General features: G+C 59.7%; 13 protein-coding genes. 3 read left to right on the top strand and 10 right to left on the bottom strand.

Annotation, left to right across the window (positions count from 1 at the left end; translation table 11 throughout):
* Positions 1 to 24: 24 nt before the first annotated feature.
* Both dnaG and rpsU read right to left on the bottom strand, forming a co-directional pair.
* Entirely contained in the window at positions 25 to 1,992 is a 1,968-nt protein-coding gene (gene dnaG / locus AC07XZ_RS00255) for a DNA primase (protein ID WP_085746595.1), read from the bottom strand.
* Between the two features lie 480 nt (positions 1,993 to 2,472).
* A complete protein-coding gene (rpsU, locus tag AC07XZ_RS00250; RefSeq protein ID WP_002551877.1) occupies positions 2,473 to 2,688 on the bottom strand; it encodes a 30S ribosomal protein S21 in 216 nt (71 codons plus the stop codon).
* A gap of 199 nt (positions 2,689 to 2,887) precedes the next feature.
* Here rpsU and tsaD point away from each other — a divergent pair, with 199 nt between their 5' ends.
* On the top strand, positions 2,888 to 3,913 hold the full coding sequence (gene tsaD / locus AC07XZ_RS00245; RefSeq protein ID WP_102685690.1) for a tRNA (adenosine(37)-N6)-threonylcarbamoyltransferase complex transferase subunit TsaD: 1,026 nt from the start codon (positions 2,888 to 2,890) through the stop codon (positions 3,911 to 3,913).
* 23 nt (positions 3,914 to 3,936) lie between these two features.
* Here tsaD and plsY read toward each other — a convergent pair whose 3' ends face one another.
* Positions 3,937 to 4,506: a glycerol-3-phosphate 1-O-acyltransferase PlsY gene (gene plsY, locus AC07XZ_RS00240; protein ID WP_007959895.1), complete on the bottom strand. Its 570-nt coding sequence runs from the start codon at positions 4,504 to 4,506 to the stop codon at positions 3,937 to 3,939.
* Positions 4,507 to 4,580: 74 nt separating this feature from the next.
* Here plsY and folB point away from each other — a divergent pair, with 74 nt between their 5' ends.
* The gene (gene folB / locus AC07XZ_RS00235) at positions 4,581 to 4,937 is read left to right on the top strand and encodes a dihydroneopterin aldolase (RefSeq protein ID WP_102685689.1); all 357 of its coding nucleotides are present in this window, start codon (positions 4,581 to 4,583) and stop codon (positions 4,935 to 4,937) included.
* Positions 4,928 to 5,446: a 2-amino-4-hydroxy-6-hydroxymethyldihydropteridine diphosphokinase gene (gene folK, locus AC07XZ_RS00230; protein ID WP_039768074.1), complete on the top strand. Its 519-nt coding sequence runs from the start codon at positions 4,928 to 4,930 to the stop codon at positions 5,444 to 5,446. The genes folB and folK overlap by 10 nt, the downstream gene beginning before the upstream one ends.
* A gap of 39 nt (positions 5,447 to 5,485) precedes the next feature.
* On the opposite strand, the gene AC07XZ_RS00225 is transcribed toward folK, so the two are convergent.
* The 7 genes from AC07XZ_RS00225 to apaG all read right to left on the bottom strand — a co-directional run bounded on the left by AC07XZ_RS00225 (position 5,486) and on the right by apaG (position 13,668).
* Positions 5,486 to 6,715: a multifunctional CCA addition/repair protein gene (locus AC07XZ_RS00225; RefSeq protein ID WP_085746592.1), complete on the bottom strand. Its 1,230-nt coding sequence runs from the start codon at positions 6,713 to 6,715 to the stop codon at positions 5,486 to 5,488.
* A 63-nt stretch (positions 6,716 to 6,778) separates the two neighbouring features.
* Entirely contained in the window at positions 6,779 to 8,350 is a 1,572-nt protein-coding gene (locus AC07XZ_RS00220; RefSeq protein ID WP_011336213.1) for a SpoVR family protein, read from the bottom strand.
* Positions 8,347 to 9,618, bottom strand: a complete 1,272-nt coding sequence (locus AC07XZ_RS00215; protein WP_007959907.1) for a YeaH/YhbH family protein — start codon at positions 9,616 to 9,618, stop codon at positions 8,347 to 8,349. Before AC07XZ_RS00215 ends, AC07XZ_RS00220 begins: the two co-directional genes overlap by 4 nt.
* Positions 9,619 to 9,823: 205 nt before the next feature.
* Positions 9,824 to 11,746, bottom strand: a complete 1,923-nt coding sequence (locus AC07XZ_RS00210) for a PrkA family serine protein kinase (RefSeq protein WP_007959909.1) — start codon at positions 11,744 to 11,746, stop codon at positions 9,824 to 9,826.
* 297 nt (positions 11,747 to 12,043) lie between these two features.
* Positions 12,044 to 12,373, bottom strand: coding sequence for a thiosulfate sulfurtransferase GlpE (glpE, locus tag AC07XZ_RS00205; protein WP_102685688.1), 330 nt, complete (start codon positions 12,371 to 12,373; stop codon positions 12,044 to 12,046).
* Positions 12,374 to 12,406: 33 nt separating this feature from the next.
* Positions 12,407 to 13,288, bottom strand: a complete 882-nt coding sequence (locus AC07XZ_RS00200) for a symmetrical bis(5'-nucleosyl)-tetraphosphatase (RefSeq protein ID WP_102685687.1) — start codon at positions 13,286 to 13,288, stop codon at positions 12,407 to 12,409.
* Positions 13,288 to 13,668, bottom strand: a complete 381-nt coding sequence (apaG, locus tag AC07XZ_RS00195; protein ID WP_064380341.1) for a Co2+/Mg2+ efflux facilitator ApaG/CorD — start codon at positions 13,666 to 13,668, stop codon at positions 13,288 to 13,290. Before apaG ends, AC07XZ_RS00200 begins: the two co-directional genes overlap by 1 nt.
* Positions 13,669 to 13,724 lie beyond the last annotated feature (56 nt).

The following is a 13,724-nucleotide window of genomic DNA, read 5'->3' as shown; positions in this document are numbered from 1 at the left end:
GAGGATTATACCTGAGCTATGACCTCACGCGCCAGTTGAGGTCGGGTTTGATGCGGAAACATTGCGACTTAAAAGGTCGCGCAGTTGATTTTTCTCTTCGGCGCTCAGTTCGCTTTGACGCGCTTTCCTGAGCAGTTGTTCCAGATTTCGCTCGCGTTGGCGGGCTGACAAGCTAGTAATGGTGTCGAAAAACTGTTGTTCAAGGTTGTCTCCGTCAATCAGCCATTCCTTTTCCGCCAGCGCCTTGAGCAGGCGACCCTGTTCGGTTCCGTGCCATCGCGCGATCAACTGAAATGAGTTTAGCTTGGGATTCTTCTGCACGGCTTCGAGCAGTGCCACCAGCAGCTGTGCGTTGGTCTGGTTCTCGTCCGCGAAGTGCCCGGCGTCCTCGACCTTTTCCGCCAGTTGCGGGTGATGCAGCAAGGTTCTCAGAGCGGCCAGGGTCGGAGGTTCGACGGCGGCCGGCACGCGTGGGGCACGCGGCTGATCGCGATCACCGCCACGCTTGCCATTTTTGTCCCACGGTTTCTTGTCCCATTTCTTGCCGCCGGCGCCGGTTTTTTTCGGCGTCCATTCCTGCTGCGGCACATACATGTCCTGTGCCTGCGGCTGATGGTAGTCGCTGTAGTCCGGCATGGCGTCGTAATCGATGCCCGGGTCATAGGCCGGCGGTGCTTCCTGAGGAGCGCTCTGGGCCAGCTGGCTGACGCTTTCGCTGCTCAGACCGGTGATCTCGGTCAGGCGCTGGCGCATCAGGATGCGCAGATTGGCGCCTGGGACCTTGTCGATCAATGGTGCTGCGAGGGTGGCCATGTGGGCCTTGCCCTCCAGCGAACGCGGGTCGGCTTCTTCGGTCAGTTGCTGGAAGAAGTAGTCCGCCAGCGGCTGTGCGTGCTGATTGATCCGGGCGCGGAAGGCGTCTGTGCCTTCGGCGCGAATCAACGTATCCGGGTCTTCGCCTTCAGGCAGAAACAGAAAGCGTGCACGGCGCCCGTCCTGCAGGCAGGGCAGTGTGGCTTCGAGTGCGCGCCAGGCGGCATTGCGGCCAGCCTGGTCGCCGTCAAAGCAAAACAGTACGTTCGGCACTACGCGAAACAGACGCTTGAGGTGTTCTTCGCTGGTGGCGGTGCCGAGTGTCGCGACGGCATTGCGCAGGCCTTGCTGGGCTAGAGCGATGACATCCATATAGCCCTCGACGACGATGATTTCGTCGAGGTTGCGATTGTTCTTGCGGGCTTCGTACAGGCCGTAGAGTTCCTGGCCTTTATGGAAGACCGGGGTTTCCGGCGAGTTCAGGTACTTTGGCTTGTCGTCGCCGAGCACTCGACCGCCGAAAGCAATGATCCGTCCACGGGTGTCGCGGATCGGGAACATCACGCGATCGCGGAAGCGGTCATAGCGTTTACCGGTTTCGGCGTTCTCGATCAGCAGGCCGGCGTCGATCATGGCTTTCTGCTGCAAGGTGTCGCTGCTCAAGTGTTTGAACAGGTTGTCCCAGCCCGGCGGTGCGAATCCGAGACCGAAGTCCCGGGCGATTTCGCCGGTCAGGCCACGACCCTTGAGGTAATCCACTGCTGCCTTGCGTGCCGGGTGGCTCTTGAGCGCCTGCCGGTAAAAGTCGGCGGCGGCGGTGAGCAGCGGGTACAGCGGTGAATCGGTCGGCTGGCGCGGTTTGTTCGAGCGGCCGCCTTCTTCGCGTGGCACTTCCATGCCGGCGGCCTTGGCCAGATCTTCGACGGCCTGGGGGAAGTCCAGATTGTCGTGATCCATGAGAAAGCCGAGGGCGTTGCCGCCGGCGCCGCAGCCGAAGCAGTAATAGAACTGCTTGTCTGGGCTGACGCTGAACGACGGGGTCTTCTCTTTATGGAACGGGCAGCAGGCGGTGTAGTTTTTACCGGCCTTCTTCAATTGCACGCGCGAGCTGACCACGTCGACGATGTCGGTGCGGTTCAGAAGGTCGTCAATGAAGCTCTGGGGAATCAGCCCGGCCATGGCGTTCTCGTCTGCGCTGTAATGGATCCGATGCGAAAGTCTGCCGGACGCGGGTCATTGAGTGATGCGCGCACGTGGTGCGGCTCGACCGGTGTCGTTTGCGTAATCGCTGTCGGGAAGTGTATCTGCCGAAAATCCACTGACGTTAGTACTCATCAGTCTTCGACTATTCGAAAATGTTGCGCTGAATCCGCTGACGGCCTGTAATCGGCCTCGGATAGCTCATGAAGCGGGCACGCAAGCAGGTGCCTTGGGCTGATCGTCGTAAGAGGAATCAGTGGGTGTGCTCGTCAGTAGCCTTGAAAGGCTCGTCAGAAAAGACGTGCACCGCTGGCAAAAGAGCCAGGCCTGACGCGGTGAAGCGGGTTTGTCTCGGTCGCATCTGCGGCTTCGACGGTGAAGCATCAAGCGTTTTACGCAAATGCCATTAGCCCGGCTGAGGGCCGGGCTTGGCAGAAGCTTGCTACGATCGTCTGTGTATTAGTACAGACGAACGGCGCGGCGCTGTTCGCGCTGAACTTTCTTGGCGTGACGCTTAACAGCAGCAGCTGCCTTGCGCTTACGCTCAGAAGTTGGCTTCTCGTAAAATTCGCGGCTACGAACTTCAGCCAGTACACCGGCTTTTTCGCAGGAGCGCTTGAAACGACGCAGAGCTACGTCGAAGGGTTCGTTCTCTTTAACTTTGACGGCTGGCATCCAGAGCTACCTTCATTCATTACCGGGGTCAACATCCTCGCGGCAAAAGAGCACTTGAAGACGTCGGTTTTTAAGGGTTGCGGATGTTAACCCCTCATCGCTCGGAATGCAAAGCCTCTGATCGAAAACCGCTGGTCGGGGCATCACGCGGCGACTATTATGCGCGCCTTCGAATTCAGCCTAAACAAGGCGCAAACCCATGCTAGTACTGGGATTAGAAACTTCCTGCGACGAAACCGGCGTCGCTTTATACGACAGTGAGCGCGGCCTGCTGGCCGACGCGTTGTTCAGTCAGATCGACCTGCACCGCGTCTATGGCGGCGTGGTACCGGAGCTGGCCTCGCGCGATCACGTCAAGCGCATGCTGCCTTTGATCCGTCAGGTGCTGGCCGAAGCCGGCTGCGTGCCGACCGAGATCGACGCCATCGCCTACACCGCGGGTCCCGGCCTGGTCGGGGCGCTGCTGGTGGGGGCCTCATGCGCCCAGGCGCTGGCGTTTGCCTGGGGCATCCCGGCGCTCGGCGTGCATCACATGGAAGGCCATTTGCTGGCGCCGATGCTGGAGCCAAAACCGCCGGAATTCCCGTTCGTCGCTTTGTTGGTCTCCGGTGGTCATACGCAGCTGGTTCAGGTCGATGGCATCGGCCAATACAGCCTGCTCGGTGAAACGCTGGACGATGCCGCGGGCGAAGCTTTCGACAAGACTGCAAAAATGATGGGCCTGAATTATCCGGGCGGACCGGAAATCGCCAAGCTGGCAGAGAAGGGCGTCGCAGGACGTTTCACCTTCCCGCGTCCGATGTGCGATCGCCCGGGCCTGGATTTCAGCTTCAGCGGCCTGAAGACCTTCGCCCTCAACACCTGGCAGCAGTGCGTCAGCGCCGGGGACGACAGCGAGCAAGCCCGTTGCGACATCGCGCTGGCGTTCCAGCAGGCCGTGGTGGAGACTTTGACCATCAAGTGCAAGCGTGCCCTCAAGCAGGCCGGCATGAAGCGTCTGGTGATCGCCGGCGGTGTGAGTGCCAACAAGGCGTTGCGTGTTTCGCTGGAAAAAATGCTCGGCGACATGAAGGGCGATGTGTTTTATGCCCGTCCCGAGTTTTGCACCGATAACGGCGCGATGATCGCGTTTGCCGGCTGCCAGCGTTTGCAGGCTGGTCAGCAGGAGAGTCTGGCGATCAGCGTGCAGGCGCGCTGGCCGATGGAGCAGTTGTCGGCGCTGTGATGAGTGGCGCTCACGTGCGGTATTTAAAAATGCCGTTCGCGCCCGGCGAACAGGTCGCGTAGATTGCCCCGGTGGCGCCAGACGATCAGCAGTGTCAGCGTGCTCATCGGCAACAGCGCTGCCGGTTCCTGCCAGGCCAGCAACGGCAGGGTCAGCGGAGTGGCGATCAACGCCGCCAGCGAGCTGGTGCGGGTCAGGTAGAACGTCAGCAGCCAGGCGCACACGGCCAGCAGCGCAGCGGGTGGATACAGGCCCAGCAGCATGCCGGCCGCCGTGGCGACGCCCTTGCCACCGCGAAAGCGGAAGTACAACGGGAACAGGTGACCGATCACGGCGCAGACGCCGATCCACGCCTGATCCTGCAGCGAAAGGCCCATTGCCGAAGCGATCAGCACCGGCAACAGGCCTTTGCACAGATCACCCAGCAGGGTCAGGATCGCGAGTTTGCGTCCGGCCAGGCGCAGCATGTTGGTGGCGCCGGCATTACCCGAGCCACTCATTCGCGGATCCGGATTCCCGGTCAGGCGGCTGAGCAAAATGGCGAAGGACAGAGAGCCGAGCAGGTAGGCGAGGATCGCCAGTAACCAAAACATGCTAACTATTCCGGGCGAGGACGCCCTGATTCTAACGGCGCATTGCGCCCTTGTCGTGCAGCGGAGAAAAGTGCTTGGACAGAGTGTTTATCGAGGGCCTGGAAGTCGACACCGTGATCGGTGCCTACGACTGGGAGCGCGGCATCCGACAGTGCCTGCGTCTTGATTTGAGCTTCGCCTGGGACAATCGCCCGGCCGCCGCCGGTGACGACCTGACCCTGGCGCTCGATTACGCCAGTGTGTCCACACGGATCCAGGCCTTTGCCGAGCAATCCCGGTATCAACTGGTCGAGACCTTCGCCGAGCGTCTGGTTGAAGTGCTGATGAATGAATTCAAGATCACCTGGGTGCGCCTGAAACTGACCAAGCTAGGTGCCGTGCCGGCCGCCAAGGGTGGTGTGGGTGTGGAGATCGAGCGCGGATGCCGCTGACCCAGATCTATCTCGGGCTCGGTAGCAATATCGAGCGCGAAACCCATTTGCAGGCCGGTCTGGATGCCTTGTCCACGTTTCTGGTGGATATCCGCTGTTCGCCTGTGTTCGAAAGCCAGCCGGTGGGAATCAAGAGCGGGCCGTTCTTCAACTTCGTGGTGTCGGCGTTCACCGATCTGCCGTTGATCGAGCTGGATCGCCGCTTGAAGTTCATTGAAGCGGACAACGGTCGCTATGCGCCGGATCGCAAGGGCTTGCCGCTGGATATCGACGTGTTGCTGTACGGCGATCTGGCCGGCAACTTCGACGGGCTGATCCTGCCCCGGGCGGAAATCCTGAAAAATGCCTTTGTGCTGTGGCCGCTGTCTTTGATTGCGCCGGATCGGGTACATCCCGGTGTAGGAAAAAGCTTTGCCACATTGTGGGCCGAAGCGCAGATCGATCAGGTGCTGGCACCGGTCGGATTTGAATGGCGCGGTACTCAGCTCACGCCTTCAGGTCTGGCTTGAACGGTTTGATCCGCCCTGGCGAGGGCGGATCAAATGTTTTCAGGACGCCGCCGATTCCTTGTAAACCTTCAGCGCCTTGAGCCGTTCGCGCTTGAGTGCCTCGCCCAGTTCCGGGCCTTTGAATCCCTTCTCCAGCAACGGCTGCACTGCCACGCCGCGCGCCACATTGGCCGCGCCGCGCAGGTAATCCGCCTGTGGATAACTGCGCTGCTCAAGCCCTTTGCGGCCTCGGGCATCCATCTCGCACGCGACGATGAACTCTTCGAAACGCTGTGGCCGACGGTAAACGTCAAAGCTTTGCAGCAACTCGAGCAAGGTCGAAGCCTTCAGCTCCAGGGCGCGATGCCCGTGGGTGTGATATTGGCCGACCAGCAAGGCCAGTTCCTGACAGTCCTTCGGTGCCTTGAAGCGCTCGTTGACCGCTTTGATCAACTTCAGGCCTTTGTGCTCATGGGCGATGTGTCGTGGCCATTCCTCCTCTGGAGTAAGGCCTTTGCCGAGGTCGTGCAGCAGGCAGGCCCAGCGCACGGTCAACGGCTGCTTGTGCAGGGCTGACTGCTCAAGCACGCTCAGGGTGTGGATGCCGCTGTCGATTTCCGGGTGATGGGCTTCCGGTTGCGGCACGCCGAACAAGGCATCGACCTCTGGCATCAGCACCTTCAAGGCGCCGCAATCGCGCAGCACCTGAATGAAAACCTGGGGCTGATCTTCCATCAGTGCGCGGGAAATCTCTTTCCAACTGCGTTCGGCCGTAAGGGCTTCCAGCTCACCCGATTCGCTGAGCTGACGCATCAGCTCCAATGTCTCGGGCGCCACCTTGAAACCAAGCTCCGCGTAGCGGGCAGCAAAGCGCGCAACGCGCAGAACCCTGAGCGGATCTTCGGCAAACGCGGGGGAAACGTGGCGCAGAATCCGTTCTTCGAGATCGCGCTGGCCGTGGTAGGGGTCGGTCAGATTTTGCTGATCATCCTCAGCCATGGCGTTGATCGTAAGGTCACGGCGGATCAGGTCTTCTTCAAGTGTGACCTCGGGGCTGGCGTGAAAGGTGAAACCACCATAACCGCGACCGCTCTTGCGCTCGGTGCGGGCGAGGGCGTACTCCTCGCCGCTTTTCGGGTGAAGAAAAACCGGGAAGTCCGCGCCGACCGGGCGAAACCCCTTGGCGAGCATTTCTTCTGTGGTCGCGCCGACCACCACCCAATCGATATCGGTGACCGGGTTGCCCAGCAGGCGATCACGTACCGCACCGCCGACCTTGTAAATCTGCATAAAAAACCTCCGTTGGCCCGACAGGATAACTCTTGCGCCGGACTTTCGGAGGCCTGAACGGGATCAAAGATGAATGACGGCCAGGTCGAGTCGACCGTAATCCCCCTCGCTGTGTTCGCTACGAGGCGGAACGTGATGGGTCTTCATGATCTGGTCGCCTTGCAGGGTTTCCAGATGAATGTCGAAGCCCCACAACCGGTGCAGGTGTTTCAGGACCTCCTCGGTGGAATCGCCCAGCGGTTTGCGGTCGTGTTGCTGGTGGCGAAGAGTCAGCGAGCGGTCGCCGCGGCGGTCGATGCTGTAGATCTGCACGTTCGGTTCGCGATTGCCGAGGTTGTATTGCGCTGCGAGCGTTTCGCGAATGATCCTGTAGCCGCCCTCGTCATGGATCGCAGGCACCAGCAGATCGTCCTTCTGGTCGTCATCGAGAATGCTGAACAGTTTCAGGTCGCGGATCACCTTGGGTGACAGGTACTGCAGGATGAAGCTCTCATCCTTGAAGCTGCTCATGGCGAACTTGATGGTCGACAGCCAGTCGCTGCCGGCGATTTCCGGGAACCAGCGGCGGTCTTCTTCCGTAGGCTCTTCGCACATGCGACGGATGTCGCGATACATCGCAAAGCCCAGTGCGTATGGGTTGATGCCGTTGTAATAAGGGCTGTCGAACCCCGGCTGGAACACCACGCTGGTGTGGGACGTCAGGAACTCCATCATGAAGCCGTCGGTCACCAGGCCTTCGTCGTACAGGTCGTTCATCAGCGTGTAGTGCCAGAACGTCGCCCAGCCTTCGTTCATCACCTGGGTCTGGCGCTGTGGATAGAAATACTGGGCGATCTTGCGCACGATCCGCACGATCTCGCGCTGCCAAGGCTCCAGCAATGGCGCGTGCTTCTCGATGAAATACAGGATGTTTTCCTGTGGCTCGGCCGGAAAGCGTGCGTTGTCCTTGTCGCTGTACTTGTCTGCGCCTTTGGGAATGGTGCGCCACAGGTCGTTGATCTGCTTCTGCAGGTGTTCTTCGCGATCCTTCTGCCGACGCCGCTCTTCCTCGGCGGAAATCGGGTACGGACGTTTGTAGCGGTCGACACCGTAGTTCATCAGGGCGTGGCAGGAATCGAGCAGATCCTCTACGGCATCAATCCCGTGGCGCTCCTCGCACTGCATGATGTACTGCTTGGCGAACACCAGGTAATCGATGATCGAACTGGCGTCGGTCCAGGTGCGGAACAGATAGTTGCCCTTGAAGAAACTGTTGTGGCCGTAGCAGGCATGCGCAACCACCAGTGCCTGCATGCAGATGGTGTTTTCTTCCATCAGGTACGCGATGCACGGGTCCGAGTTGATCACGATCTCGTACGCCAGCCCCATCTGCCCGCGGCTGTAGGATTTCTCAGTGCTGAGGAAGTGCTTGCCGTAGGACCAATGGTGATAGCCCAGCGGCATGCCAACCGAAGCGTAGGCGTCCATCATCTGCTCGGCGGTAATCACTTCGATCTGGTTGGGGTAGGTATCCAAAGCATAACGGGCCGCGATACGGGCGATTTCACGGTCGTACGTCTGGATCAGCTCGAAAGTCCATTCCGAGCCTGTGGAAATGGGTTGGCGCTTCTGCTCTTTGGCGGTCTTGGCGGTCATGTCACTAACCTGCGCTGGAAGAGTTCACGGAAGACCGGATAGATATCCCCGGCCGAGACCAGTTGCTGCTGGGCAAAAGTGTCGGAAAAGGCTTCGGCGATGCGTTCGTACTCGTACCACAAGGCCTGATGTTCGCGCGGGGTGATCTCCACGTAAGTGTAGTACTGCACGAACGGCATGATCTGGTTGATCAGGATGTCGCGGCAGATCGGCGAATCGTCGTTCCAGTTGTCGCCGTCGGAAGCCTGCGCGGCGTAGATGTTCCATTCATTGCTCGGATAGCGCTCGGCCATGATCTCCTGCATCAGTTTCAGGGCGCTGGAAACGATGGTGCCGCCGGTCTCGCGGGAATAGAAAAACTCCTCTTCGTCCACTTCGCGGGCGCTGGTGTGGTGGCGGATGAACACCACGTCGATCTTGTCGTAGTTCCGCTTGAGGAACAGGTACAACAGGATGAAAAACCGTTTGGCGATGTCCTTGGTCGCCTGGGTCATGGAGCCGGAAACGTCCATCAGGCAGAACATCACGGCTTTCGAGCTGGGGTTTGGCTGCTTGATCAGCAGGTTGTACTTGAGGTCGAAGGTGTCGAGGAACGGCACCCGATGGATGCGCGCACTGAGTTTCTCGATTTCTGCCTCGAGATCCTGAATGTCGCCGAAGTTGTCGGGTTCTTCGCGTTTGAGTCGCGCCAGTTCCTCTTTGACCTCGCGCAGTTTGGCGCGGCTGCTGCCCGAGAGCGCAATGCGCCGGGCGTGGGCCGAACGCAGGGTACGGATGATGTTGATCCGCGACGGGTTGCCCTCGTTGCTGATCCCCGCACGTACGGTCTTGAAGGTGTCGGTGCCGGTCAGGTTGCGCTTGACCAGGTTGGGCAGTTCGAGGTCCTCGAACATGAATTCGAGGAATTCTTCCTGGGTGATCTGGAAGACGAACTCGTCCATGCCTTCGCCGGAGTTGCCGGCCTTGCCCGGCCCTCGGCCTCCGCCGCCTCCCGGCGGACGGGCGATGTGTTCGCCAGCGGTGAATTCCTTGTTGCCGGGGTGAACCACGGTCTGCTTGCCGCCGCGACCATGGTGAAGCACCGGTTCGTCGATATCGCGACCGGGAATGCTGATCTGCTCGCCGTGTTCCATATCGGTGATGGAACGCCGGCTGACCGCCTCTTCGACAGCCTTCTTGATGTGGTCACGGTAACGCCGCAGGAAGCGCTGACGGTTCACCGTGCTCTTGTTCTTGCCATTGAGACGTCGGTCGATCACATAGCTCATGACTGCTCCTTAGAAGCTGTCCTGCAAAGGGGCGAGCGGTCATGCAGCATTGAACCGAATGCCAAGGGACGTACACGCTCCCCCAAGCGCTTTGGGTGCTGCCTGAACCTCGCTACCGCCTTTCGAACACCTTCCAGAGGCCTGTGTAGCAGAAAATGCAGGCACAGGCCTCGGGCTGACGACAACCGGTCTGACCGGCCGCGGTTTACTGTGATTTTCTGACCCGCAGGTACCACTCGGAGAGCAGTCGTACCTGTTTGTCGGTGTAGCCGCGTTCGACCATTCGTGTAACGAAGTCGTTGTGCTTCTGTTGATCCTCTTTGCTGGCCTTGGCGTTGAAGCTGATGACTGGCAGCAGGTCTTCGGTGTTCGAGAACATTTTCTTCTCGATGACCACCCGCAGTTTTTCGTAGCTGAGCCAGGTCGGGTTCTTGCCGTTGTTGTTGGCCCGGGCGCGCAGCACGAAGTTGACGATTTCGTTTCGGAAATCCTTCGGATTGCTGATGCCGGCCGGTTTCTCGATTTTTTCCAGCTCCTCGTTGAGGGCGACGCGGTTGAGGATCTCGCCGGTTTCCGGATCGCGGTATTCCTGATCCTGAATCCAGAAGTCCGCATACAGCACGTAGCGGTCGAAGATGTTCTGGCCGTACTCGCTGTAAGACTCGAGGTAGGCGGTCTGGATCTCCTTGCCGATGAATTCGATATAACGCGGTGCCAGGTACTCTTTCAGGTAGCGCAGATAGCGTTCCCGGGTCTCGGCCTGGAACTGTTCCTGTTCGATCTGCTGTTCCAGCACGTAGAGCAGGTGTACCGGGTTGGCGGCGATTTCATGGGGATCGAAGTTGAAGACCTTGGACAGGATCTTGAACGCGAACCGGGTCGACAGACCGTTCATGCCTTCGTCGACGCCCGCTGCATCGCGGTATTCCTGGATCGACTTGGCCTTCGGATCGGTGTCCTTGAGGTTTTCGCCGTCATACACCCGCATCTTGGAGTAGATGTTGGAGTTTTCAGGCTCCTTCAGGCGGGACAGCACGGTGAACTGCGCCAGCATCTTCAGGGTGTCCGGCGCGCAATGCGCCTTGGCCAGGGAGCTGTTGAACAGCAGCTTGTCGTAGATCTTCACCTCGTCACTGACGCGCAGGCAGTACGGCACCTTGACGATGTAGATCCGGTCGATGAAGGCTTCGTTGTTCTTGTTGTTGCGGAAGGTGTGCCACTCCGATTCGTTGGAGTGGGCGAGCAGGATCCCGGTGAACGGAATCGCGCCAAGGCCTTCGGTACTGTTGTAGTTGCCTTCCTGAGTGGCGGTCAGCAATGGGTGGAGCACCTTGATCGGTGCCTTGAACATCTCGACGAATTCCATCAGGCCCTGGTTGGCCCGGCACAGCGCACCGGAGTAGCTGTAGGCGTCGGCGTCGTTCTGCGGGAATTCTTCGAGTTTGCGGATATCGACCTTGCCCACCAGCGCGGAGATGTCCTGGTTGTTTTCGTCACCCGGTTCGGTCTTGGCCACGGCGATCTGGTTGAGGATCGACGGGTACAGTTTGACCACACGGAACTGGCTGATGTCGCCGCCGAATTCGGCCAGGCGCTTGGTGGCCCATGGCGACATGATGGTGTTCAGGTAGCGCCGTGGAATGCCGAAGTCTTCTTCGAGGATCGCGCCATCTTCGGTGGCGTTGAACAGACCCAGTGGCGATTCGAATACCGGCGAGCCCTTGATCGCATAGAAGGGCACTTTTTCGATGAGCTGTTTCAGCTTCTCGGCCAGGGACGACTTGCCGCCGCCGACAGGGCCGAGCAGATAGAGGATCTGTTTCTTCTCTTCCAGGCCCTGAGCGGCATGACGGAAATACGACACGATCTGGTCGATGCATTCTTCCATCCCGTGGAAGTCTTCAAAGGCCGGATAGCGACGGATCACCTTGTTGGAAAAGATGCGCGACAGTCTCGAGTTGGTCGAGGTGTCGAGCAGTTCCGGTTCGCCGATGGCCAGCAATAGACGCTCGGCGGCGGAAACGTAGGCACTGCGATCCTTTTTGCACAGTTCCAGGTACTCCTGCAGGGAGAATTCTTCCTGGCGTGTGGACTCGAAGCGTTGTTGGAAGTGGCTAAAGATACTCATGACGTCACCTCGCTCGATACGTGGAGCCGACGCCGGATCACTCAGTCGATGCTGGCAAGCAGCTGCAATGGCAGCTGTTGTTTACCCCCCAGAACACTTTCGCGATCGACAATCGCGAAAGTCACTCCCGATGACCCGTGCGCCGGTGTACCGGCTCTCCCCTGTTTTGGATGGCCTGGGCTTAAGGATAGTTGGGAATTCGGGAGGTAAAGGCGAGATACGTAATTAGTTGTGGCAGACCGTTCGTCTGCCACCGCGCAAGCCCGCGGGAGCCGGGGCCTGCACGTTACAAAAAAATTATTCGGAGGTGCCTTGCGCGGTTTCCGCAGGAAAAGTCGTACGCCACAGTTCGAAGCCGCCGTCCATGCTGTAGACGTTGGAGAAGCCTTGGCTCACGAGGTACGCCGCAGCACCCTGGCTCGAGTTGCCGTGGTAGCAGACCACGACGGTGGGTGCATCGAGGTCGGCGCCCTGGATGAAAGCATGGAGGGAATGATTATCCAGATGCTTCGAGCCGCTGATGTGCAGTGCGGCAAATGTTGCCGGGTCACGGACGTCGACGACCACAGCACCTTGCTCGCGCAGGGCCTGGGCCTGTTCCGGGGGGATACGTTTGAATTCGCTCATGGCGGGCTCCTGTGGCTCGGCTGAAAACGCAGTCTAGCGCGGGGCGCTGACGGGAGAAGATTCGGTGATCAGTGGCGCGACGTTGGGCAGTACGGCCCCATGCTCGTCGCATTTGCATGACAGGCGTTCGCCGCTGTCGACGTTCATCAGGGTCAGGCTGCCGCCCCATACGCAACCGGTGTCGAGGGCCGAGATGCCGGGCTCGTGAACGTTGCCTTCCAGTGCCGCCCAGTGACCGAAAATGATCCGCAGACCACGGGTCTTGCGTTCCTTGTGCTGGAACCAGGGCTTGTAGCCCGGCGGCGCGGTGTCGAGGCCTTCCTTGCTCTTGAGGTCGAGCTTGCCTTCGGCGGTGCAGAAACGCATGCGGGTGAAGTAATTGGTGATGACTCGCAGGCGTGTCACGCCTTTGAGGTCGCTGTCCCATTTCGCCGGCTCGTTACCGTACATGCCGTCGAGAAAGGGTGGAAGCAGGTTGTCGTCACGCAGCGCGGTCTCGACTTCTTCAGCGTACTTGAGCGCCTTGCGCAGCGACCATTGCGGCGGGATACCCGCGTGCACCATGGCCACTTCGCGTTGTTCGTCGTAGTGCATGAGTTTCTGCTGGCGCAACCATTCCATCAGTTCGGCGCAGTCCGGCGCTTCAAGGATTTCACGCAGCGTGTCGGACTTCTTCATGCGCTCGATGTTCTTCGCCGCTGCCAGCAAGTGCAGGTCGTGATTACCGAGTACGCAGACCAGCGAGTCGCGCATGCCATAAAGGAAGCGCAGGGTTTCCAGCGATTGGGGGCCTCGGTTGACCAGATCACCCACCAGCCACAGGCGATCCAGAGCCGGGTCGAACGCCACCTGCTTGAGCAGGCATTTGAGCGGTTCGAGGCAGCCTTGCAGGTCGCCGACGGCATAGGTCGCCATCAGTGCAGGGCTCCGGGAACGGCGAGGCGGAAGGGCTTGATGATCGCATCGAAATGCTTGCCGTCGTCGGCGACCATTTCGTAAGTGCCCTGCATGGTACCGACCTTGGTGGTCATCACCGTGCCACTGCTGTAGGTGTGGCTTTTACCGGCGCCGATCAACGGTTGCTGGCCGACCACGCCGGCGCCGCGCACTTCTTCGACATGCCCGTCGCCATCGGTTATCACCCAGTGGCGCGACATCAGGCGGGCCGGTTGCTCGCCATTGTTCTGCACGGTGATGGTGTAGGCGAAGGCAAAGCGCTCGTGCTCGGGTTGCGATTGGTCTGCCAGATAGTGGGTAACGACACTGACATCGACCTGGTAGCGAGGATCGGACATGCAAAAGGCCTTAAAAACGAAGCGGGACGCGGGGCGTAGCTGATTGGGATTCAGTC

Source organism: Pseudomonas sp. GW458-11-26-14-LB4, assembly GCF_059423925.1.
This window is presented reverse-complemented; position numbering and strand designations above follow the sequence as displayed.

Excerpts from the sequence above, each read along its gene's own strand:
- dnaG (WP_085746595.1), bottom strand. The coding sequence starts at position 1,992 with ATGGCCGGGCTGATTCCCCAGAGCTTCATTGACGACCTTCTGAACCGC.
- rpsU (WP_002551877.1), bottom strand. The coding sequence starts at position 2,688 with ATGCCAGCCGTCAAAGTTAAAGAGAACGAACCCTTCGACGTAGCTCTG.
- tsaD (WP_102685690.1), top strand. The coding sequence starts at position 2,888 with ATGCTAGTACTGGGATTAGAAACTTCCTGCGACGAAACCGGCGTCGCT.
- plsY (WP_007959895.1), bottom strand. The coding sequence starts at position 4,506 with ATGTTTTGGTTACTGGCGATCCTCGCCTACCTGCTCGGCTCTCTGTCC.
- folK (WP_039768074.1), top strand. The coding sequence starts at position 4,928 with ATGCCGCTGACCCAGATCTATCTCGGGCTCGGTAGCAATATCGAGCGC.
- AC07XZ_RS00225 (WP_085746592.1), bottom strand. The coding sequence starts at position 6,715 with ATGCAGATTTACAAGGTCGGCGGTGCGGTACGTGATCGCCTGCTGGGC.
- AC07XZ_RS00220 (WP_011336213.1), bottom strand. The coding sequence starts at position 8,350 with ATGACCGCCAAGACCGCCAAAGAGCAGAAGCGCCAACCCATTTCCACA.
- AC07XZ_RS00215 (WP_007959907.1), bottom strand. The coding sequence starts at position 9,618 with ATGAGCTATGTGATCGACCGACGTCTCAATGGCAAGAACAAGAGCACG.
- AC07XZ_RS00210 (WP_007959909.1), bottom strand. The coding sequence starts at position 11,746 with ATGAGTATCTTTAGCCACTTCCAACAACGCTTCGAGTCCACACGCCAG.
- glpE (WP_102685688.1), bottom strand. The coding sequence starts at position 12,373 with ATGAGCGAATTCAAACGTATCCCCCCGGAACAGGCCCAGGCCCTGCGC.
- AC07XZ_RS00200 (WP_102685687.1), bottom strand. The coding sequence starts at position 13,288 with ATGGCGACCTATGCCGTCGGCGACCTGCAAGGCTGCCTCGAACCGCTC.
- apaG (WP_064380341.1), bottom strand. The coding sequence starts at position 13,668 with ATGTCCGATCCTCGCTACCAGGTCGATGTCAGTGTCGTTACCCACTAT.